Below are 21,956 nucleotides of genomic sequence, written 5' to 3'. Positions count from 1 at the left end.
GGGCTGGTCACCTGGGGTGACCAGCCCGCCGTCGTTATCCGCCTGGTTAGCTGTGTTCAGTCGCGTTGGGCTGCCACGCGCCGGTGACCAGGTAGGTCACTTTCTGGGCGACGGAGACGCCGTGGTCCGCGAACCGCTCGAAGTAGCGGCTGGCGAGGGCCACGTCCACGGTGGTCGCCGGCGACTCGGTCCACTCGGGTGAGGCGATGGCCTTGAAGACGCTCAGGTGCAGGTCATTGATGGCGGTGTTCGCCTTCAGGATGTCCCTGGCCACCTCGAGGTCGCGGCTCTCCAGCAGCACCGTCAATTTGTCGGCGATCTCCTGGTCCAGTTCGGCCATGCGGTTGAAGGTCCCGGTCATGGACTCCGGAATGACCGTGGACGGGTACCGGAGGCGGGCCAGCTGGGCGATGTGGCGCGCGAGGTCGCCCATCCGCTCCAGTGAGGCACTCATCCGCAGCGAGCCCACGATCATGCGCAGGTCGCTCGCCACGGGACCCTGCAAAGCCAGGATGTCGATGGCCCGCTCATCGAGGCTGTTCTGCAGGAAGTCGATGCGCGCATCCGCCGCGATGACGTCCTGGGCGAGGTCCACGTCCGCGACCTGGAATGAAGTGGTGGCCTTGTCTATGGCTTCGCTGACCAGCCGGGAGATCTCCACCAGCTGGTCACCGACCTGGGTGAGCTCTTCCTGAAAAACCTTACGCACGTAGGCGTCCTTTCCTTGGAACTCCTGCCGGCCGCTCCAGGGCAGCAGGAATCGTGTCGCCATGGGGCGCTCTAACCATTAACTCTGGCATCGCCCGGTAAACGATTATGCCCATGGAGGTGAACGTTAGTTGAACCGTTCGCGGTAAGGGCTTCGAAGCGCCGGTGGCCTCCGGGCAAGAGCATAAAGTGGAGCTGTGGATCCTATGCTCATTGGTCTGGTTGCAGGCCTCGTCGGCCTGGCGCTTGGCACGTTCGGCGTGCTGGCGTTCCGGGTCAGCGAGAAGCAGCGCGAGCTGCTGGAGGTCGACGCCGGGGAACCTGCGCTGCCGGACGGGGCGGCGGAGGTGCTGGCCGTCGTCGGACGTGCCTTCGTGGTCCTGGACGACGTCGACGGCGTTGTCCGTGCCAGCCCGGCAGCCTACGCCTACGGCCTGGTCCGCGGCCATACCGTGGTCCACAAAGAACTCCTGGACATGACCGCGGGTGTGCGGCGCGATGGCGTCATCCTGGAGAAGCAGCTGGAGCTCCCGCGCGGACCGCTGGGGCAGGGGACCATCATCGTCCAGGTCCGGGCAGCCATGCTGGGTGAGGAATACATCCTGCTCCTGGCCGATGACCGGACCGAGATCACCCGCACGGAAGAGATCCGCAACGACTTCGTCGCCAACGTCTCGCATGAACTGAAGACGCCCGTCGGCGCCATCTCCCTGCTGGCCGAGGCCCTCGAGTCGTCCGCGGACGACGAAGAAGCGGTCCGCCGGTTCGCCAAGCGGATGCACAAGGAGTCAGCCCGCCTCGCCGCACTGGTCCAGGACATCATCGAGCTGTCCCGGCTGCAGGGCGCCAGCGTGACGCAGCAAGGCGGCCCCGTGGACATCAACGCGGTCATCGCCGAGGCCGTGGACCGGTCGCAGCTGCCCGCCGAGAGCAAGAACATCAGCATCGTGGTGGGCGGCCGCACTGAGGGCAAGGTCTTCGGCGACCAGGACCTTTTGGTCACCGCGCTGCGCAACCTCATCGACAACGCCATCCGCTATTCACCGGCCAACACAAGGGTGGGAATCGGCGTACGTTCCAGGGAGGGCCTGGTGTCCATCTCCGTGACCGACCAGGGGGACGGGCTCACGCCCGAGGACCAGGAACGCGTCTTCGAACGCTTTTACCGCGTCGATGCCGCCCGTTCGCGCCAGACCGGCGGCACCGGCCTGGGCCTGAGCATCGTCAAGCATGTGGCCTCAAACCATGGCGGCGAGGTGACGCTCTGGTCCCAGCCGGGCCAAGGATCGACCTTCACGCTGCGGCTTCCCGAGATGGAAGGACAGGACAGCGACCGTCCGGTCCCTGACGCTCCGGCACCGTCGCCGGCGCGGCAGCCGGCCGGCCAGCCTGCACCCACCCAAGTACCCCGCGCCGCCGGCGCAACAGAACGAGGAGCTAGCGCTTGAGCAGGATTTTGATAGTTGAGGACGAGGAGTCGTTCAGCGATCCCTTGTCCTATTTGCTGGGCAAGGAAGGATTCGAGGTTGAGGTGGTGGACAACGGCCTCGACGCGATCACGGAATTCGACCGCAACGGCGCCGACCTTGTCCTGCTGGACCTGCAGCTGCCCGGCCTGTCCGGCACCGAGGTATGCCGCCAGCTCAGGCAGCGTTCCAGCGTTCCAGTGATCATGTTGACGGCCAAGGACTCGGAGATCGACAAAGTCGTGGGCTTGGAGCTCGGCGCGGACGACTACGTCACCAAGCCCTATTCCTCCCGCGAACTGGTGGCCCGGGTCAGGGCGGTCCTGCGGCGCCAGGGCGAGCCGGAGGAACTGATTTCCTCAACGGTCCAGGCCGGCCCGGTCCGGATGGACATCGAACGCCACGTCGTGAGCGTGGACGGCGAGCAGGTCCTGCTGCCATTGAAGGAGTTTGAGCTCCTGGAGATGCTCCTGCGCAACTCCGGCCGGGTCCTCACCCGCGGACAGCTGATTGACCGGGTCTGGGGGTCGGACTACGTCGGCGACACCAAGACCCTTGACGTCCACGTCAAACGCCTCCGCGGCAAGATCGAGCCAGATCCCTCCGCACCCCGGTTCCTGGTCACCGTGCGGGGCCTCGGTTACAAATTCGAACCTTAGGCCCGGGCGGCCAAGGCTGTCCAGGCGAGTGCAACAGCAAAGGGAGGGCCAACCGGCCCTCCCCTTGCTGTACGTCTCGGGCTGCCCGCCTTGGCGGGCTCCCCGCTAGCGGCTGGTGGCGGTTGCCGTTGCGCTTGGCGTGGCGGTGGCCGTTGCGCTGGCACCGGCGGACGACGACGGCGAAGCCGACGGGCTCGCGGTGGGCAGGTAGTCCTTGTATTCCTTCAATGTGGCATCCAGGACCGGCACCTTGACCGTGCTGGTGACGTTGGTGCCGTTCTCGCTGATCTTGACGTCCACCAGCGAACCCGGCTTTCCGCCGGTGGTGCTCAGGATGGCAGGGTCGGTGTTTTCGTTCAGCAGCGTGTACGAGTTCGCCTTCACCGGAACTTCGGTTTGTGAGCCCTTGGCGCCGTTGACCGTGAGCTTCACGTCCTTGGAAGAGGAGTTGTAGACCGCGCCGATCAGGCGGCCGGGTCCGTCTTCGCCGCTGGAAACGATGAGGATGTTCCGCAGCTGCAGCGGGCCGAGGTCTGCGCGGATGCCGTCCGAGGCGGAGTACTGGTGGCTGGTCTGCTGGGGCGTGATGTAACCGCAGCCCGCAGTCAGCAGGCTGACGCCAAGGGCAGCAGCCGTCAGTGCCAGTTTGCCGCGCTGGGCCCGGTTCATCGCAGTGGAACGCACGTCACGTACTCCTCGAGAAATTTGAAGTCTTTTGCAGCCATAGCCTATCCGCAAACGGGGTCAAACGAGGATTCGAGGCTGTCACATCGACTGTGGGAACGCTCACCTGATGCACTAATATCCTCATCCGTCAAGGGGGTTGAGGAGGTCGATTGGGCCGTTTTTCCGCGTATTTTCGCGGTTGGGAGCCCTTTCTCCGGCCGGTCATATGCCTGAATCGTGATAAACTGGTCTGCGGGAAAGGGGAAATGTCCACATGGTATTTGAGGTCGGCGAGACAGTAGTTTACCCTCACCACGGTGCTGCGAAGATTGAAGAAATCAAGATGCGCACCATCAAGGGCGAAGAGAAGATGTATCTCAAGCTCAAGGTGGCTCAGGGTGATCTGACCATTGAAGTTCCAGCAGAAAACGTGGACCTTGTTGGGGTTCGGGACGTAGTGGGCAAGGAAGGCCTGGAGCACGTGTTTGATGTGCTTCGTGCCGAGTTCACCGAAGAACCCACCAACTGGTCACGCAGGTACAAGGCAAATCTGGAGAAGCTTGCTTCCGGTGACGTCATCAAGGTGGCAGAGGTCGTTCGCGACCTGTGGCGCCGGGATCACGACCGGGGCCTTTCCGCAGGCGAAAAGCGAATGCTGGCCAAGGCCCGCCAAATTCTGATTTCAGAGTTGGCGCTGGCTGAAAAGACCGACGAGGAGAAGGCCGCAAGCGTTCTCGACGAGGTCCTGGCTTCCTAAGAATTTAGCCCCGGCAGCACCCACGTGCCGCCGGGGCTTCTTTTTGCCCGGAACCGGGCTGCGACCCGGGCACGGCGCAGCCGCCACGGCGTCGTAGGCTAGTCCGCATGAGTGAATCAACGCCCCTTGTCACGGGAGTCATCGTGGTGGCCGCCGGTTCCGGGCAGCGGCTCGGCTACGGGATGCCCAAGGCGGCTGTCCCCCTCGGAGGCGAACCGATCCTGATGCATGCGTTGCGGGGCATCGTCGCCTCCGGTGTTGCGAGCCAGGTCTGCGTGGTGCTGCCCGCAGGGGACGAAGGCCTGCGCCGTCTCTGCGGCAGTTTCCGGGACGAACTGGCCGACGGCGGCCCCCTCCTCACCCTTGTGGACGGCGGCGCCACCCGGGCTGACTCCGTCCGCGCCGGTATGGCTGCCCTGATGGACGGCACGGAAGCGGTCCTGGTCCACGATGCCGCCAGGGCGCTGACGCCCGAGTCCGTCTTCCACCGCGTAACGGAAGCCCTTGCCGCCGGCGCTGCCGCCGTCATTCCCGTTCTCCCCGTCGTGGACACCATCAAGACCGTTGCAGCCACGTCCGGGGGGGACAGCGTTTTCGCGCCGGAGGTGGTCACGGGAACGGCCCGCCGCGAGGAACTGCGGGCCGTTCAGACACCCCAAGGATTCACCCTCGACACGCTGGTGCAGGCGCACCGGTCCGCCGAGGGCCTGGACCGGCGGGAGTCGGCGGCCGTCACCGATGACGCCATGCTCGTGGAGATGCTGGGGACGCCGGTCTACGCTGTCCGCGGCTCAACCCAGTCGCTGAAGATCACCACGCCGCTTGACCTGATCTTCGCCGAAGGGCTCCTTGAGGGTCCCCTTGGCGCCCGGTGGGTGGAAGGGTGAGCGCGGACATGATCCTGCCGCGGACCGGTGTGGGTATCGACGTCCATGCATACGCCGCCCACGGCAAGGACCGCCCGTTGTGGCTCGGCGGACTCTTCTGGCCCGGCGAACGCGGCCTGGCCGGCCATTCTGACGGCGACCCGGTGGCCCACGCCGCAGCGGATGCGCTGTTCTCCGCCGCCGGCATCGGCGACCTTGGCACCCACTTCGGCACCGACCGCCCGGAATTCGCCGGTGCGTCGGGTGTGACGCTGCTCGCCGAAGCGGCGCGGATCGTCCGGGCTGCGGGTTTCGAGATCGGCAATATCGCCGTCCAGTTCGTGGCCAACCGGCCGAAGTTCGGTCCCCGCCGGGAAGAAGCTCAGCACGTCCTCTCAGAGGCCGCCGGTGCACCGGTGAGCGTCACTGCCACCACCAGCGACGGCCTGGGATTCACCGGCCGTGGCGAGGGCATCTCCGCGGTGGCTACCGCCTTGGTCTACCCACGGACCAGCGGCACCATCGGCTAGTCTGGAGCGGTGACCCTGCGCTTCTATGACACCGCCTCCGCCGAAGTCCGGAACTTCACCCCGATCGTTGAGGGCAAGGTCAGCCTCTATTACTGCGGGGCCACGGTGCAGGGAATGCCCCACGTGGGGCACATCCGTTCCGCCATCGCCTTCGACCAGCTGACCCGCTGGCTGCAATACCGGGGCCTTCGCGTCACTGTGGTCCGCAACGTCACGGACATTGACGACAAGATCCTCGCCAAATCCGAGGCATCATTCGCGCCGGACTTCATCCCCGAGCCGGGAGAAGTGCCGCGGGAGGAGTGGTGGGCGCTGGCATACCGTTACGAGCGGGAATTCCTGGCGGCCTACGACACCCTCGGCGTCTCCCGCCCCACGTACGAGCCCCGGGCCACCGGGCACATCCCCGAGATGCACGCCCTGATCCAACAGCTCATCGACCGCGGCCACGCCTACCCCGCGCTGGACGAATCAGGCGACGTGTACTTTGACGTCCGTTCCTGGGGCAACTACGGGGCACTCACCCGGCAAAACATCGACGACATGCAGGCAGCGCCCGACGCCGATCCCCGCGGGAAGAAGGATCCCCGCGACTTTGCGTTGTGGAAGGGTTCCAAAGAAGGCGAGCCGGCCACCGCCAGCTGGGCCTCGCCGTGGGGTGCGGGGCGTCCGGGCTGGCACCTGGAATGCTCCGCCATGGTCACCAAGTACCTGGGAACTGCCTTCGACATCCACGGCGGCGGACTGGACCTGCGTTTTCCGCACCACGAAAACGAGATGGCCCAGTCGCAGGCTGCTGGACATGGCTTCGCCAACTTCTGGATGCACAACGGCATGGTGACCTACCAGGGCGAAAAGATGTCCAAATCCGTTGGGAACACCATCAGCCCCACCGAAATGCTGGAACTCGCTTCCCCCCGGGTTGTCCGCTACTACCTTGGCCAGGCCCACTACCGCTCCGTCCTGGACTACCGGCCCACGTCCCTCCAGGAAGCCGCTGCCGCCGTCGAACGCATCGACGGGTTCCTGGCGAAGGCCGTGGCGCGCTTCGGCGCCGATTTCGGGTTTGTGGCCGGCGGCTCCGCTGACCCGGCTGAGGCACTGGACGCGTTTTCAACTGCGATGGACGACGACCTGAATGTTCCCCGTGCCCTGGCGGCGCTGCACGAGGCCGTGCGGGCCGGGAACACGGCCCTGGCGGACGGGGACGACGACGCTGCCCGGAAAGCGATGTACGCCGTCGTCACCATGACCGACGTCCTGGGCCTCAACGCCGTCGCCGGTTCCGGGCAGGCGGGCAGCCGGGAGGCCGACGCCTTGGGCGTCCTGGTGGAGGCGCAGCTGGCGGCCCGTGCCGCTGCCCGTGCCGCCAAGGACTGGGCTGCTTCCGACGCCATCCGGGACACCCTCAACCAGGCCGGCGTCCTGGTGGAAGACGGCCCGGACGGTGCCACCTGGAGCCTCAAGCGGGACTGATCAGCCACTGCCCCTGAGCACGCCCGCAGCCCCCGCGCGTCGATTTTTCTTCGGTCAGTAGACTGGTAGGCAGACTCAGTCAGCACAATCAAGGGTGGAACATCATGGCCAACAATGGTCGCCGATCGGTTAAAGCGAAGAAGGGCCCAACCATCGGAACCGGTGGCCATGGCCGCAAGGCCCTCGAAGGCAAGGGCCCGACGCCCAAGGCCGAGGACCGTCCGTACCACAAGGCGCACAAGGCCAAGCAGCTGGCCGAACGGTCCGCAGCCAAGCGCAGCCCGGGTGCACGCAGCGCCGGTGCCGCCAAGTCAGGCCCCAAGGGACGCGCCACCGAAGAAGTGGTCACCGGCCGCAACTCCGTGGTCGAAGCGCTCCGCGCGGGCATCCCGGCCAAGGCCCTGCACGTGGCCATCCGCATCGAGATGGACGACCGCGTCAAGGAGTCCCTGAAGCTCGCCGCCGAACGCGGCATCCCGCTGCTCGAAACCGGCAAGCCCGAACTGGACCGGATGACCGACGACGCCGTCCACCAGGGCCTGGTGCTCCAGATCCCGCCCTACGAGTACCAGGACGCGTACGAACTGGCCGAGGAGACGGTGGAGAAGTGGAAGAAGGGGCACGTCAGCAACGCGCCGCTCTTCGTCGCCCTTGACGGCATCACCGACCCCCGGAACCTCGGAGCGATCATCCGTTCCGTCTCCGCGTTCAGCGGCCACGGCGTCATTGTTCCGGAGCGCCGCTCCGTCGGTGTCACGGCCTCGGCCTGGAAGACCAGCGCCGGCGCGGCGGTCCGCGTCCCCGTTGCCCGCGCCTCCAACCTGAACAACGCCCTGAAGCAGTTCAAGGGCATGGGCATCTTCGTGCTGGGGCTCGACGGCGACGGCGACGTCTCGCTGCCCGACCTCACTTTGGCCACCGAGCCGGTGTGCATCGTGGTGGGCTCGGAAGGCAAGGGCCTGAGCCGCCTGGTCCGGGAGAACTGCGACCAGATTGTCTCCATCCCGATCGACTCCGCCATGGAGTCCTTGAACGCCTCCATGGCCGTGGGCATCTCGCTGTACGAGGTCTCCCGCCAGCGCGCGGCGGGGTAGTGGCCCACCGCCCCCGGTGCGGGGGCACGATTGCCTTGCAGTGCCGGGGTGACGGGGCAGGTCAACCGCCCCGGGCGGCTATCATTTAGGTGATGGTCATGCCGCTTTTCGACACCGCATCCACCATGGACGCCTCCTCGGCTGTTCCCCTCGGTGTCAGTGTCCCGCGCGTTGATTCCGGCGGTACACGCCACCACGCCGGCGGCCGCGCCAATGTTGCCTGTTTCGCGCCAGCCGTGCCCAGCCTGGACATCGTGTACTGCCCCCCGGGCGGCCAGTGGCGGTCCCGGACCCTGCCGAACGTGGCGCGCGGCGTCCATCACGGCATCGTCGAGGACCTGCCCTTTGGTTCGCGGTACGGGTTCCGCCCGTCCTCAGACCGCCGGCCCCTGCCGCCGCACGCCTCCGCCTCGGGAAACGGGGACGACGCCGGCAACCCGCCGTTGCTGCTGGACCCGTACGGCCGGGGGGTGGACGAGCAGGACGGACTGCTGGCCAGCGTCCGGACCGCACCCGATTTCGATTGGGGATCGGACGAGCGTCCGGCCCTGCCGTGGCGCAACACAATTCTCTATGAAGCCCATGTCAAGGGCCAGAGCAAGCTCCACCCCGACGTGCCTGAGGACCTACGGGGCACCTACGCCGGCATGGGCCACCCAGCCGTGGTGGAGCACCTCACCGGCCTGGGCATCACTGCCGTGCAGCTCCTGCCTGTGCACTTCCACCTCGACGAGCCGCACCTGCAGGACCTGGGGCTCACCAATTACTGGGGCTACAACACCGCCGCGTTTTTCGCCCTGCACCCCGGCTACGCCACCCGTGCCGCCCGGGAAGCGGGCCCGCAGGCTGTCCAGGACGAGTTCAAGGGCATGGTCAAGGCCCTGCACGCCGCCGGACTCGAAGTCATCCTCGACGTCGTCTACAACCACACAGCGGAGGGAACCCAGGACGGTCCGGTCATCAGCTTCCGCGGACTGGGGGAGCAGGCGTACTACCGGATGGACAGCCACGGAAAGTACGTGGACACCACCGGGTGCGGCAACACCTTGAATTTCGGCGAACCGCATGTGGTCCAACTGGCGGTCGATTCACTGCGGTACTGGGTGGACGAGTTCCACGTTGACGGTTTCCGGTTCGACCTTGCCGTCACCCTCTGCCGGAACGCCGGGAACGAGTTCGACCCCAACCACCCGTTCCTCACCGCCATCGCCGCGGATCCCGTCCTCTCCGGCGTCAAACTGATTGCCGAGCCGTGGGACATTGGCTACGGCGGCTGGCAAACCGGGCGGTTCCCGCCAGGCTGGGTGGACTGGAACGACCACTTCCGGGACGCCGTCCGGACGTTCTGGCTGGCGGACCGGGCAGCCATGGATGCGGGCGGCCACGGCGGAACCATGGCCAAACTCGCCGATTCGCTCTCCGGTTCGGCCGGCCTCTTCCAGGCATCCGGCCGCTCACGGCTGGCATCCGTGAATTTCGTTACCGCCCACGACGGCTTCACCATGAACGACCTCGTCTCCTTCGACAGGAAGCACAACGAGGACAACGGTGAAGAGAACAGGGACGGGCACGGCGACAACCGCAGCTACAACCACGGCGTGGAGGGGCCCACCGAGAACGGCCTGATCCTGGCCAGGCGCGCGCAGTCCCGGCGCAACCTGATGGCGTCACTGATGGTCTCGCTCGGAGTCCCCATGATCACTGCCGGTGACGAGCTGGCCCGGACGCAACTGGGCAACAACAACGCCTACTGCCAGGACAACGCCATGACCTGGCTTGACTGGACCTTGACCCCGGAGGCGCACGAAATGCTGCGCAGCACCAAGCGCTACATCCGGCTGCGCAAGGAATTCCTGGCCGCCCAGCCCCATGATTTCCCCGTCCGGGACGAGCAGTCCTACCTTTACTGGTTCGACCAATTCGGGCAGCCGATGTCCGCTGAACGCTGGAACGATCCGCACCACCGGGTCCTGCAACTCCTGCTGGGCGATGACGGCGGCGCCCTCGCCGGGCTGGTGGTGGTGAACGGCGGTGCCACGGATGTACAAATCACGTTGCCGGACCTCGGGCGGGCGGCGCCGAGCCTTTTCGAGCTGCGCCTGACCACATCGCCGCTCCATGAGCAGCGGCAGGGCATCCGGGTTGCCTCGGGCGAGACCGATGTTGCCGAGGCCAACTCCATCAGCATCTACCGAACCTAGACCCAGTACAACCGGCCGGCAGGTACACCCCAATGCGTAACCGCTCCATGCTTCCCTTGCTCCTTACCGCCCTGGTGGTGCTGGCGCTGGTGGCATTCGGCGGGGCCGGGCTGTTGGGCGGCCAAGGGGAAGGCACGACGCCGGGCGCGGCCTCCGGAGCGAGTACGGCTCCCGGCGGCCCGGGGACGCCGGCGCCGGGAAAGAGCGCGGCGCCACACCGGGGAGCCAACCCGTCCAGCCTGCCGGAAATCCGGGAGTCCGCGCTCCCGGTGGAAGGACGCCGCGTCCTGGCGCTGATCCGGACCGGCGGCCCGTACCAGTTCAGCCAGGACGACCAGGTGTTCGGCAACTTTGAGCGCGTCCTGCCTGCACGGGACCGGGGTTACTACCGCGAGTACACGGTTCGAACCCCCGGCGAACCGGACCGGGGCGCGCGCCGGATCGTGGCAGGCAACGGCGGGGAGAAGTATTACACCGGAGACCACTACGCGACATTCAAGTACATAGCGGAAGGCAGCTAGCGCACCCATGAAAATTCTTTCCGGCGACACCTGGACCCTCGAAGAGCTGGAGGCGCAGGTAGCGGACGCCGGGCGCCGCAGCCTTGTGGTCCCGCCGGCCGACAGCAAACGCGCCGTCCTGGAAACCTTCGGCGAGGTCCTGGACTTTCCTGAGCACTACGGTGTGAACCTGGATGCGCTGAACGATTCGCTGCACGACTTCGCGGACGACATCACGGACAACGGCAATCCGCCGGTGACCGTCCTGTGGCAGGTTGCGGCCCCGTTCCGCGCTGACCGGTCGTTCGGGATCATCTGCGAGATCCTGCAGGACGCAGAACGGTACGCGGGCAAGGACCTTGCCGTCACGGCTGTCCTGCTCTGAGGCTCCCGGCTCCAAGCTGAGGGCTCCGCAGGCACCTGGTGTCCGGCCGGGGGCAGGCCGGACACCAGGTCAGGCGTTGACGATCAGGCCGAGCTCCGCTTTCGAGGCCAGCGCCTCGTGCCGGGGCAGCACCCGGACCGTGTAGCCGAACGGTCCGGAGCGGTCGATCAGCAGTGAGCCGCTGAACAGGTGGCGGCCGCTGCCCAGGTCTTCCTTCACCTGCAGTTCCATCATGGTGATGTCCGCCAGGGCGTCATTCTCCTCGGCCCTTCCGTAGGCCACCTCGACGCAGACATCTTCCGGAGTCAGTGCGTTCAACGCCACGTACGCATTGACCTGGAGGGTGTCGCCGATCTGCGGATCCTCCGAAACGCCCACCGAATCAACATGCTCCACGTGGACCTGCGGCCAGGTGCCGCGAACCTTGGCAGACCAGGCTGCCAGCGCCCGGGCCTGCGCATATGAATTCGCGGTGGCGCTGCGCCCGGCGTCAGCCGCCGGGCGGTAAAGGATGTTGACGTAGTCCCGGAGCATCCGCTCGGCGGAGACCGCGGGTCCCAGGTGCGAGAGCGTGTGCTTGATCATGGATACCCAGTGCGTGGGAACTGTCTCGCTCCGGGTCGTGGAGGGGCCGGCCGCCCCCGCACCATCGGACACCGTGCTCCCGTAGAAGCGCGGCGCCACCTGGGTTTCCAGCAGTTCGTACAGGGCGGCGGCCTCGATGTCGTCCCGCTCTTCCGGGGATGCGTCGTTGTTGGCCGTCGGGATTGCCCAGCCGTTCTCGCCGTCGTACATCTCGTCCCACCAGCCGTCCAGGACGGACAGGTTCAGCGACCCGTTCAGGGCGGCCTTCATGCCCGATGTACCGCAGGCCTCCAACGGCCGCAGCGGGTTGTTCAGCCACACGTCGCAGCCAGGGAACAGCGTCCTGGCCATCGCGATGTCGTAGTTGGGCAGGAACGCGATGCGGTGCCGGACCTCGGGGTCGTCAGTGAACCGCACCAGGTCCTGGATCATCTTCTTGCCGGCGTCATCGGCCGGGTGGGACTTTCCGGCGATGACCAACTGGATGGGGTGGTCCTTGTGCAGCAGGAGTGCCTTGAGCCGCGCAGGTTCCCGCAGCATCAGGGTCAGGCGTTTGTACGTGGGCACGCGGCGGGCAAACCCGATGGTGAGTATGTCCGGGTCCAGGACGTTGTCCGTCCAGCCCAGTTCGGCGTCGGCCGCGCCGCGCTTCTTCCATGCAGCACGGAGCCGACGGCGCACATCCTCCACCAGTGCCGCCCGCATTTCGCGGCGAAGTGCCCATACGTCGGCGTCGCTGACGTTGTAGGCCAGGTCCCATTTGCCCAGTGCTTCCGCTTCGCTGCCGAACTGGTCCCGTGCCAGCTTGGAGATCCGGCTGTCCACCCACGTGGGGACGTGGACGCCGTTGGTGACGGAGGTGATGGGGACCTCGGAGTGGTCGAATCCCGGCCACAGGGCGGAGAACATCCCGCGGGACACTTCGCCGTGCAGTTTGGCCACGCCATTGGCGCGCTGGGCAAGGCGGAGGCCCATGACGGCCATATTGAAGACGGCGGGGTTTCCGTCGGCGTAGTTTTCGCGGCCCAGTTCCAGGATCCTGTCCAGCGGGACGGCGGGTGCCAGGCCGGCCTGGAAGAAGTGGCTGATTTGGGCGATCTCGAACCTGTCAATGCCGGCCGGGACCGGGGTGTGGGTGGTGAACACCGTGGAGGCGCGGCCGGCGGCCAACGCCTCGTCGAATGTCAGGGCCTGTTCCCCTGACATCAGTTCCTGGATGCGTTCAATGCCCAGGAATCCTGCGTGTCCCTCGTTGGTGTGGAACACCTCCGGGGCGGGGGACCCTGTCAGTTTCTGGAATGCGCGCAGGGCCTTGACACCGCCCATGCCCAGCAGCAGCTCCTGCTGCAGCCGGTGGTCACCACCACCGCCGTACAGCCGGTCGGTGATGCTCCGCGCGGCGTCGTCGTTGCCGGGCACGTTGGAGTCCAGCAGGAGCAGCGGGACGCGGCCGACGTCGGCACGCCAGATATGTGCCAGGAGCCGGCGTCCGTTGGGCAGCGGGAGCGCTACCTCCAAGGCCTTTCCGTTGCCGTCCGGGGATGGCTCGCGGAGCAGTGTGAGGGGCAGGCCGTCGGGGTCCAGGACAGGGTAGGTCTCCTGCTGCCAGGCGTCCCGGGACAGTGACTGCTTGAAGTAGCCGGCCTGGTAGAGCAGGCCCACACCCACCAGGGGAACGCCCAGGTCCGAGGCCGCCTTGAGGTGGTCGCCGGCCAGGATGCCCAGGCCGCCCGAGTACTGGGGGAGGACCTCGGTGATGCCGAATTCGGGCGAGAAGTAGGCAATGGCGCCGGGTGCCTCCGGGCCCAGGCCCTGGTACCAGCGCGGCTCCTCGAGATACCGGTCAAGGTCCACTTCGGCCGCGCGGACCCGGTCCACGACGGACTGGTCCGCGGCGAGCCGCTGGAACTCCTCCCGGCTGACCATGCCCAGGAAGCCGATGGGGTCCTGCCCGCTTTCCTCCCACAGGCGCGGGTTCAGCCCGGCGAAGAGCTCGCGCGTGGGGCGGTGCCAGGACCACCGCAGGTTGCTGGCCAACCGGGCCAGCGGCCGGATGGGCTCGGGGAGGACTGTACGGACCGTAAACCTGCGGATTGCCTTCACCTGCGCCACACTAACCGACAACCTGCCGGGCCGGAACAAGCTTTGGGTTTCTTTTGGGTAAATGACGGGGGCGTGAAGAAATTGGGCGGCGGCGCGATGGATTTTAGGGAGCAGCCTTAGCAATCCTGGGCATTTCTCGCTAACGTCGAGCCTGTGACGACTAACTCAGGAACCAGTGCCGCATCCACCAAAATGCCCCAGCGCCGCATAACCGAGGGTCTGCGGTTCGGGCGTTTTCCCATCACCAATGTGCAGCCCGTCGTCGACGGCGGAAAGGTCCCCGCCAAAGCCCTTCCCGGCGAGGCCATCGTTGTGGGCGCCACCGCCTTCCGGGAAGGCCATGACCAACTTGGTGTCAGCGCCGTCCTCTTGGACCCCACGGGTGCAGAGCGGCAGCGGGTCCGGCTTTCCCCGCCCCGCGGGGAACGCGGAATGGGGACCGACCGTTGGGAGGGCGTCCTCACGCCGTCGGAAACCGGCGACTGGTCCTTCGTCATCGAAGCCTGGCACGACCGCTACGGCACCTGGCACCACAACGCCGAGGTGAAGATCGACGCCGGCATCGACGTCGAGCTCATGCTTGCCGAAGGTGCCAAGCTGCTCGGTGAAGCCTCCGCGGAAGACTTCCGGGACGAGGTGGACCAGGCGGCCCTCCGGCATGCCTCGGAGGTCCTGGCTGACCAGTCCCGCAGCACTGAGGAACGCCTCGCGGCCGGGTTCGGCCAGGAAATCGCGGACATCGTTGCCCGCCAGCCCATCCGCGAACTGGTGACCGTCTCGGAGAAGTTCCCCCTTCTGGTGGAGCGGGACCGGGCAGGCCGGGGCGCTTGGTACGAGTTCTTCCCTCGGTCCGAAGGCGCTGTCAAGGACCACAACACCGGCGTCTGGACCTCAGGAAACTTCCGGACGGCAGCCCGCCGCCTCGACGCCGTCGCGGCCATGGGCTTCGACGTCCTCTACATGCCCCCGATCCACCCCATCGGCGTCCAGCACCGCAAGGGGCCCAACAACACCCTCGTGGCCGGCCCGCATGATCCGGGTTCGCCCTGGGCCATCGGCGCCAAGGAGGGCGGCCACGACGCCATCCACCCCGATCTCGGTTCCTTCGAGGACTTTGACGCTTTCGTGGCCCGCGCCAACGAACTGGGCCTGGAAGTTGCGCTGGACCTGGCCCTGCAGGCGGCCCCCGACCACCCCTGGGTGCAGACGCACCCCGAATGGTTCACCACCAGGGTGGACGGCAGCATCGCCTACGCGGAAAATCCGCCGAAGAAGTACCAGGACATTTATCCGCTGAATTTCGACAATGACCCGGAAGGTCTTTCCCGCGAAATTCTCCGCGTTGTGCTGCTGTGGGTCAGCCACGGGGTAAAGATTTTCCGGGTGGATAACCCGCACACCAAACCGGTGTGGTTCTGGGAATGGCTTATCGCCGAGGTGAATAAGGCCGTCCCCGGCGTCGTATTCTTGGCCGAGGCATTTACCCGGCCCGCCATGATGCACGCCCTGGGCCGGGCAGGTTTCCAGCAGTCCTACACCTACTTCACCTGGCGCAACACCAAGAAGGAGATCGAGGCGTACTTCGACGAAGTCAGCCACGAATCCCCGGCGTTCTTCCGCCCCAATTTCTTCGTCAACACCCCTGACATCCTCACCGAATACCTCCAGTACGGCGGTCCCGCGGCATTCCGGATCCGGGCGGTGCTTGCTTCCACCGGAAGCCCGCTGTGGGGCGTCTACGCCGGCTACGAACTCTACGAGCACGTTGCCCGGCCCGGCGCCGAGGAATACATCGACAACGAAAAGTTCGAGTACAAGGCGCGCGACTGGGAAGCCGCCGCGGAGTCCGGGCGCTCGCTGGCACCGTACATCACGCGGCTTAACCACATCCGGCGGGACCACCCGGCCCTCTTGGACCTGCAGAACCTGACGGTCCACCAGAGCACCGACGAATCCACGGTGGTCTACTCCAAGCACAAGACCCTCCCCGACGGGACCAAGGACACCATCATTGTCGTGGTGAACGTGGACCCCCACGTCACCAAGGAATGCAGCGTCGTCCTGGACCTGGCAGCCCTGGAACTGGACCCGCAGGACCGCACCGCAGGCGGTGGCTTCTACGTGGACGACCTGATCTCCGGCCAAAGCTGGGAGTGGGGCGAGTACAACTACGTGCGGCTCGACCCGCACGTGGAACCGGCCCACATCCTGAGCGTGAGGAGAATGCATTCGTGAGTTTCAATCCGCAAAGTTCCGGCCACTTCACCCCAAAAAGCACGTTCGAGCTAAATGCGCCCGGCCTTCAGCATGACCCCCTGTGGTACCGCAAGGCCGTGTTCTACGAGGTACTGGTCCGGGCCTTTGCGGATGCCAACGGCGATGGGTCCGGGGATTTCTCCGGACTCATCGACCGGCTGGACTACCTGCAGTGGCTGGGCGTCGACTGCCTTTGGCTGCCCCCGTTCTTCCAGTCACCGCTGCGCGACGGCGGCTACGACATCTCGGACTACAACTCCGTGCTGGACGAATTCGGCACCATCAGCGACTTCAAGCGGCTCGTGGCGGAAGCCCATGCCCGTGGCGTCCGGGTCATCATCGACCTGCCGCTGAACCACACCTCCGACCAGCATCCCTGGTTCCAGGAATCCCGGAAAGACCCCGACGGCCCCTTCGGCGACTTCTATGTCTGGAGCGACACGGACGAGAAGTACCAGGACGCACGCATCATCTTCGTCGACACGGAGGAATCGAACTGGACGTTCGATCCCATCCGGCGGCAGTTCTTCTGGCACAGGTTTTTCAGCCACCAGCCGGACCTGAACTTCGAAAACCCCAAGGTGATCGAGGCCGTGTTCGACGTCGTCAGGTTCTGGCTGGACCAGGGAATCGACGGGTTCCGTGCGGACGCCATCCCCTACCTCTTCGAGGAAGAGGGCACCAACTGCGAGAACCTGCCCGCCACCCACGAGTTCCTCCGCAGCCTGCGGGCCATGGTGGACGAAAGCTACCCCGGCCGGGTGATCATCGCCGAGGCAAACCAGCCGCCCAATGAGGTGGTGGAGTACTTCGGGACAGAGGAGGAACCCGAATGCCACATGGCGTTCCACTTCCCGATCATGCCCCGCCTGTACTACGCCCTCAGGGACCAGAAGGCCGCGCCCATCATCGAAACCATGCGAGACACACCGGACATCCCCGACGGTGCCCAGTGGGGGACCTTCCTGCGCAACCACGATGAGCTGACCCTGGAGATGGTCACCGCTGACGAGCGCGCGGCCATGCTGGGCTGGTACGCGCCGGACCCCCGGATGCGTGCCAACATCGGCATCCGGCGCCGGTTGGCGCCACTGCTCGACAATTCGCGGGCCGAGATCGAGCTGATCAACGCGCTCCTGCTCTCACTTCCGGGGAGCCCGTTCCTCTACTACGGCGACGAGATAGGGATGGGGGACAACATCTGGCTCGAGGACAGGGACGCCGTCCGGACCCCCATGCAATGGAACCCGGACCGGAACGCGGGATTCTCGCACGCCGATCCCGGCAAGCTGTACCTGCCGCCCATCCAGTCGCTGGTGTACAACTACGGCATGGCCAACGTCGAAGCCGAGGCCGCCCACTCCGGGTCGCTGTTGCGCTGGACACGGCAAATCCTCAGCGTCCGCAAGAACCACCCCGCGTTCGGCCTTGGCGGGTTCAAACACGTGCAAGCAGACCACGACGCCGTCCTGGCGTACCTGCGCGAGCTGCCGGCCAACAACCCGGCCGGGGCCCCGGCCGAAACAATTTTGTGCGCCTTCAACCTTTCCCAGCATCCCGTGGCCGCCACACTGGCCGTTCCCGAGTACGCGGGGAGGGGTCTGCGCGATGTTTTCGGCGGCCAACCCTTCCCGGGCATCGGTGATGACGGAAGCCTCACGTTGACCATCGGAAGCCATGACTTCTTCTGGCTGCGGATGCGGACGGCGGGGTCGAACCCGTCTTCGCCCTACACCCAGGCCATGCCCATCCTGTCGATAGAGAACTGAGATGAACCAGCCAATCCTCACTCCCGCCCTGACCGCGCTGCTCAAGGAATGGCTGCCGCAGCAGCGTTGGTTCCCCATCAAGACTCCCGACTTCGCCATGTCCCAAGTGGGCAGCCTGGGCCTGGCGGACCCCACCGGCCACGCAGCTTTGGCCGTGTTCCTCCTCAGTGCCAGCACGGACGGGCCCGACGGCGGCCGCCGCACCACCGTGGTCCAGGTGCCGTTGAGCTTCCGCCCGGCCCTGGCAGGTGGCATGGAACGGGCGCTCGTGGGCGAAGCGGCAGGAACCGACCCCACCCGCCCCTGGGTCTACGACGCCGTGCACGATCCCGATTTCGTCGGCGCCTGGCTGGAGCTCATCCGGCAGGAGGACAAGGCTGCAAGCGGGACCGCCACCGGACATCGCGTGGCCGGCCCCTACCGGCTTCCCACCGCCAAAGGGGTGGTGAAAGTGCTGTCCGGAGAGCAGTCCAACAGTTCAGTCATTGTGGACGATGGCGAATCGGCGGCGATGGTGAAATTTTTCCGGGTGCTGTCTGACGGGACAAACCCGGAGATCGAAGTCGGGGCGGCGCTGACCACCGCCGGTACGCCCGAAGTGCCTGCAACCCTTGGCTGGGTCCGCGGAGAGTGGCTTGGGCAGGGCAAGCCCGTCCAGGGCGAGCTTGCGGTAGCCCACGAATTCCTGGCCGGCGGCCGTGATGCCTGGCGGCTGGCAGTGGATGCCGCACGCCAGGGTGCCGACTTCACGGCGGAGGCACGGGCCCTCGGTGCCGCCACGGCCAACGTGCACCGGCGGCTGGCGGAGGCTCTGGGGCAATCCGTGGAGCCCGGCGCCGGCAAGGGCATCGGACCCGCCGTAGCCCACCGCGTCCGCAGCGCCTGGGCGGAAGCCCGTGCCGCCGTCGGCCCCTATGACGCCGCATTGGATGCCCTCCTGGCCGGCCTTGACGGGGCACCCACGGGCCCCCTGCAGCGCATCCACGGCGACCTCCACCTGGGCCAAATCCTGCAGGTCGCAGGGCAACCCGGTGGACATTCCCGGTGGGCCATCCTCGATTTCGAGGGCGAACCGCTGCGGCCCATCGCCGAACGGAACGTCCCCGACGTGCCCCTGCGCGACGTCGTGGGAATGTTGCGGTCGTTCGACTACGCGGCCGGCGCCGCCCAACGCGAGCAGGAAGGCGCCCAGGTCCCGGACACCTGGGTGGACGACTGCGCTGACGCCTTCCTGGAAGGGTACGGGGCCGTCATTCCCGGCACGGTGGACCGGACCTCGCCCTTGTTTGTGGCATTGTGGCTGGACAAGGCGCTGTACGAAGTTGTTTATGAAATGCGTAACAGGCCCGACTGGCTGGCGATCCCCGTGAATGCCTCCAGGCGGCTCCTGAGCGGTAATGGCGCCGGCGATCAGGCCGGCGCAGCATCGGAAGGTAACGAAATGACAGGCTCAGCACAAACTGACCGCCCGGGGGTGCCGCTGCACGTGGACGAAGGCACCTTGGGCAAGATCGCGAACGGTGAACACCACGCGCCCCATTCCGTCCTTGGCGCGCACCTGGACGACTACGGCCACGTCACCGTCCGGACCGTCAAGCACCTGGCCGAAGCAGTCACCGTCGTCACCCAGGCCGGCGAAGTTCCCATGGAACACGAGGCCCACGGCGTGTGGGTTGCCGTGCTGGAACCCGTGCAGCAGGGTCATGTCCCCGACTACCGGCTCTCGGTCACGTACCCGGGCAAAGAGCCGCTGACGGTTGATGAGCCGTACCGCTACCTGCCCACCGTAGGAGAAGTGGACCTCCACCTCATCGGCGAGGGCCGGCACGAGAAACTCTGGGAAGTCCTCGGCGCCCACGTCCGGCACTACAAGTCTTCGCTGGGGGACGTCAACGGTGTTTCCTTTGCCGTGTGGGCTCCCAACGCACAGGCCGTCCGCGTCAAGGGTGACTTCAACGCCTGGGACGGACGCGAAAACTCGCTCCGCTCGTTGGGATCATCCGGGGTGTGGGAAGTCTTCATCCCGGGTGTGGCAGCGGGCGCCTGCTACAAATTCGAAATCCTGACCCGCGGCGGATACTGGGTCGAAAAGGCCGACCCCCTGGCGTTCGGCACCGAAGTTCCCCCGCTCACGGCCTCCCGGGTGGTGGAGCCGTCCTACGCTTTCAAGGACGACGAGTGGATGGAAGCACGCGCCCAGCGCGATCCGCACAACTCGGCCATGAGCGTGTACGAAGTGCACCTGGGCTCCTGGCGGCTGGGACTTGGCTACCGGGAACTGGCCAAGGAACTGGTGGAGTACGTCAAATGGCTGGGGTTCACCCACGTGGAGTTCATGCCGGTGGCGGAACACCCGTTTGGCGGCTCCTGGGGCTACCAGGTCACGTCCTACTTCGCGCCGACGTCCCGGTTCGGCCACCCCGACGAGTTCCGCTACCTGGTGGACACGCTTCACCAGGCCGGCATCGGCGTACTGCTGGACTGGGTCCCGGCCCACTTCCCCAAGGACGCCTGGGCGCTGGCACGCTTCGACGGCGAGCCCCTCTACGAGCACTCTGATCCGGCCCTCGGCGAGCACCCGGACTGGGGGACCCTGATCTTTGACTTCGGCCGCACCGAGGTCCGGAACTTCCTGGTGGCGAACGCGCTCTACTGGCTGGACGAGTTCCACATCGATGGCCTGCGCGTGGATGCGGTGGCCTCAATGCTGTACCTCGACTACTCCAGGAAGGAAGGCGAGTGGCGGCCCAACCGCTTCGGCGGCCGGGAAAACCTGGAAGCGATCTCCTTCCTGCAGGAAGTCAACGCCACCGTCTACAAGACACACCCTGGCGCCGTCATGATCGCCGAAGAGTCGACGGCATTTCCGGGGGTGACTGCACCCACGAGCCACGGCGGCCTCGGCTTCGGCCTGAAGTGGAACATGGGGTGGATGCACGACTCGCTCAAGTACATCTCGGAGGACCCCTACAACCGCAGGTGGCACCACGGCACGGTGACGTTCTCCCTGGTGTATGCGTTCACGGAGAACTTCCTGCTGCCCATCAGCCACGACGAAGTGGTCCACGGCAAAGGTTCCATGCTCCGCAAGATGCCCGGCGACCGCTGGCAGCAGCTGGCAAACCTTCGCGCGTTCTTTGCCTACCAGTGGGCACACCCCGGCAAGCAGCTCATCTTCATGGGTACTGAATTCGGGCAGGAAGCAGAATGGTCCGAACAGCACGGACTGGACTGGTGGCTGGCAGACATTCCGGCGCACAAGGGACTGCAGCTGCTGACCAAGGACCTCAACGAGTTGTACAAGTCAACGCCGGCGCTCTACACCCAGGACAACGTCGCTGCCGGGTTCCAGTGGATCAACGGGGGAGACGCCGACCGTAATGTCCTCTCGTTCATCAGGTGGGGCACCGACGGTGAACCGATCGTCTGCGCCATCAATTTCTCCGGCGGCCCGCATGTCGGCTACACCTTGGGCGTGCCATCGGCTGGCGCCTGGACTGAGGTCCTCAACACCGACCACACCAACTACGGCGGCTCCGGCGTCCTCAACAGTGGTGGGCTGACAGCCACCGCCGAAGGACAGGACGGGCAACCGGCCACCCTGACGGTGACGCTGCCTCCGCTGGGCGCGTCCTACTTCAAGCCGGGAGCGCCCACCTCGGCCTGATTACCCGAGGACACTCCGCAGTGAGTTAGAAGGGCCTGGAATCCGGCAGGATTCCGGGCCCTTCGCGTTGGCGAACCCGGCCGGTCGAGGACGGCCCAGGCAGCCGCTCCACGCCGACTGGCGATCCCGAATAAGTGGTGGTAGAGTTTATTTCCGCGCTGCTCCACGGAGTCAGGCGGACAACCGATCCCCCAAGCTTATGCTGAGGAAGATCGCGGACGCCGATTTGACACGCTGGAAGTCAGCCGGTAAGTTTGGAAAGTTGCTC

16 protein-coding genes are annotated in these 21,956 nt (G+C 66.1%); 13 read left to right on the top strand and 3 right to left on the bottom strand.

The features are described 5' to 3' along the window. Positions 1–46 precede the first annotated feature (46 nt). Entirely contained in the window at positions 47–709 is a 663-nt protein-coding gene (gene phoU / locus DC347_RS05615) for a phosphate signaling complex protein PhoU (RefSeq protein WP_026264739.1), read from the bottom strand. Positions 710–914: 205 nt separating this feature from the next. Here phoU and DC347_RS05610 point away from each other — a divergent pair, with 205 nt between their 5' ends. Beyond that, positions 915–2,156, top strand: coding sequence for a cell wall metabolism sensor histidine kinase WalK (locus DC347_RS05610; protein WP_109044717.1), 1,242 nt, complete (start codon positions 915–917; stop codon positions 2,154–2,156). After that, on the top strand, positions 2,153–2,833 hold the full coding sequence (locus tag DC347_RS05605) for a response regulator transcription factor (protein ID WP_026264738.1): 681 nt from the start codon (positions 2,153–2,155) through the stop codon (positions 2,831–2,833). Before DC347_RS05610 ends, DC347_RS05605 begins: the two co-directional genes overlap by 4 nt. Before the next feature lie 105 nt (positions 2,834–2,938). Here the strand turns inward: DC347_RS05605 and DC347_RS05600 are convergent, their stop codons facing one another. After that, positions 2,939–3,502: a hypothetical protein gene (locus DC347_RS05600; RefSeq protein WP_018762312.1), complete on the bottom strand. Its 564-nt coding sequence runs from the start codon at positions 3,500–3,502 to the stop codon at positions 2,939–2,941. A 271-nt stretch (positions 3,503–3,773) separates the two neighbouring features. Between DC347_RS05600 and DC347_RS05595 the strand changes: the two genes are divergently transcribed. The 8 genes from DC347_RS05595 to DC347_RS05560 all read left to right on the top strand — a co-directional run bounded on the left by DC347_RS05595 (position 3,774) and on the right by DC347_RS05560 (position 11,308). After that, positions 3,774–4,256: a CarD family transcriptional regulator gene (locus tag DC347_RS05595; protein ID WP_011690592.1), complete on the top strand. Its 483-nt coding sequence runs from the start codon at positions 3,774–3,776 to the stop codon at positions 4,254–4,256. 107 nt (positions 4,257–4,363) lie between these two features. Then, a complete protein-coding gene (gene ispD / locus DC347_RS05590) occupies positions 4,364–5,143 on the top strand; it encodes a 2-C-methyl-D-erythritol 4-phosphate cytidylyltransferase (protein ID WP_018762310.1) in 780 nt (259 codons plus the stop codon). A gap of 8 nt (positions 5,144–5,151) precedes the next feature. Beyond that, complete coding sequence (gene ispF, locus DC347_RS05585; RefSeq protein ID WP_026264734.1) at positions 5,152–5,652, top strand: 2-C-methyl-D-erythritol 2,4-cyclodiphosphate synthase; 501 nt, start codon at positions 5,152–5,154, stop codon at positions 5,650–5,652. 9 nt (positions 5,653–5,661) lie between these two features. Next, positions 5,662–7,128, top strand: a complete 1,467-nt coding sequence (cysS, locus tag DC347_RS05580; protein WP_109044716.1) for a cysteine--tRNA ligase — start codon at positions 5,662–5,664, stop codon at positions 7,126–7,128. Between the two features lie 104 nt (positions 7,129–7,232). After that, complete coding sequence (gene rlmB / locus DC347_RS05575) at positions 7,233–8,222, top strand: 23S rRNA (guanosine(2251)-2'-O)-methyltransferase RlmB (RefSeq protein WP_109044715.1); 990 nt, start codon at positions 7,233–7,235, stop codon at positions 8,220–8,222. Positions 8,223–8,314: 92 nt separating this feature from the next. Continuing rightward, a complete protein-coding gene (gene glgX / locus DC347_RS05570) occupies positions 8,315–10,423 on the top strand; it encodes a glycogen debranching protein GlgX (RefSeq protein ID WP_109044714.1) in 2,109 nt (702 codons plus the stop codon). Between the two features lie 32 nt (positions 10,424–10,455). Next, positions 10,456–10,944 carry a ribonuclease domain-containing protein gene (locus DC347_RS05565; RefSeq protein WP_018762305.1) on the top strand — a complete coding sequence of 163 codons (489 nt, stop codon included), beginning with the start codon at positions 10,456–10,458 and terminating at the stop codon, positions 10,942–10,944. Between the two features lie 7 nt (positions 10,945–10,951). After that, positions 10,952–11,308, top strand: a complete 357-nt coding sequence (locus DC347_RS05560; protein ID WP_109044713.1) for a barstar family protein — start codon at positions 10,952–10,954, stop codon at positions 11,306–11,308. 69 nt (positions 11,309–11,377) lie between these two features. Here DC347_RS05560 and glgP read toward each other — a convergent pair whose 3' ends face one another. Next, positions 11,378–13,996 (bottom strand): alpha-glucan family phosphorylase, encoded by a 2,619-nt coding sequence (glgP, locus tag DC347_RS05555; protein ID WP_206073887.1) that lies wholly within the window; start codon positions 13,994–13,996, stop codon positions 11,378–11,380. A 192-nt stretch (positions 13,997–14,188) separates the two neighbouring features. Here glgP and DC347_RS05550 point away from each other — a divergent pair, with 192 nt between their 5' ends. From DC347_RS05550 to DC347_RS05540, 3 genes are read left to right on the top strand one after another with little or no spacing between them, the layout of a single operon-like run. Further along, a complete protein-coding gene (locus DC347_RS05550) occupies positions 14,189–16,231 on the top strand; it encodes an alpha-1,4-glucan--maltose-1-phosphate maltosyltransferase (protein ID WP_109044711.1) in 2,043 nt (680 codons plus the stop codon). After that, the gene (gene treS, locus DC347_RS05545) at positions 16,228–18,021 is read left to right on the top strand and encodes a maltose alpha-D-glucosyltransferase (protein ID WP_018762301.1); all 1,794 of its coding nucleotides are present in this window, start codon (positions 16,228–16,230) and stop codon (positions 18,019–18,021) included. The genes DC347_RS05550 and treS overlap by 4 nt, the downstream gene beginning before the upstream one ends. A gap of 1 nt (position 18,022) precedes the next feature. Further along, complete coding sequence (locus DC347_RS05540) at positions 18,023–21,688, top strand: 1,4-alpha-glucan branching enzyme (RefSeq protein WP_109044710.1); 3,666 nt, start codon at positions 18,023–18,025, stop codon at positions 21,686–21,688. The last annotated feature ends 268 nt before the right edge of the window (positions 21,689–21,956 follow it).

Source organism: Pseudarthrobacter sp. AG30 (genome assembly GCF_003116525.1).
In the GTDB taxonomy this organism is placed as follows: Bacteria; Actinomycetota; Actinomycetes; order Actinomycetales; family Micrococcaceae; genus Arthrobacter.
Note: the sequence above shows the minus strand (reverse complement) of the source record. Positions and strands in the feature narration are given on the sequence as shown.

Coding starts and splice junctions, on each gene's coding strand:
- DC347_RS05550 (WP_109044711.1), top strand. CDS start 14,189: ATGCCCCAGCGCCGCATAACCGAGGGTCTGCGGTTCGGGCGTTTTCCC.
- ispF (WP_026264734.1), top strand. CDS start 5,152: ATGATCCTGCCGCGGACCGGTGTGGGTATCGACGTCCATGCATACGCC.
- ispD (WP_018762310.1), top strand. CDS start 4,364: ATGAGTGAATCAACGCCCCTTGTCACGGGAGTCATCGTGGTGGCCGCC.
- rlmB (WP_109044715.1), top strand. CDS start 7,233: ATGGCCAACAATGGTCGCCGATCGGTTAAAGCGAAGAAGGGCCCAACC.
- DC347_RS05610 (WP_109044717.1), top strand. CDS start 915: ATGCTCATTGGTCTGGTTGCAGGCCTCGTCGGCCTGGCGCTTGGCACG.
- glgX (WP_109044714.1), top strand. CDS start 8,315: ATGGTCATGCCGCTTTTCGACACCGCATCCACCATGGACGCCTCCTCG.
- DC347_RS05560 (WP_109044713.1), top strand. CDS start 10,952: ATGAAAATTCTTTCCGGCGACACCTGGACCCTCGAAGAGCTGGAGGCG.
- DC347_RS05540 (WP_109044710.1), top strand. CDS start 18,023: ATGAACCAGCCAATCCTCACTCCCGCCCTGACCGCGCTGCTCAAGGAA.
- DC347_RS05565 (WP_018762305.1), top strand. CDS start 10,456: ATGCGTAACCGCTCCATGCTTCCCTTGCTCCTTACCGCCCTGGTGGTG.
- DC347_RS05600 (WP_018762312.1), bottom strand. CDS start 3,502: ATGAACCGGGCCCAGCGCGGCAAACTGGCACTGACGGCTGCTGCCCTT.
- DC347_RS05595 (WP_011690592.1), top strand. CDS start 3,774: ATGGTATTTGAGGTCGGCGAGACAGTAGTTTACCCTCACCACGGTGCT.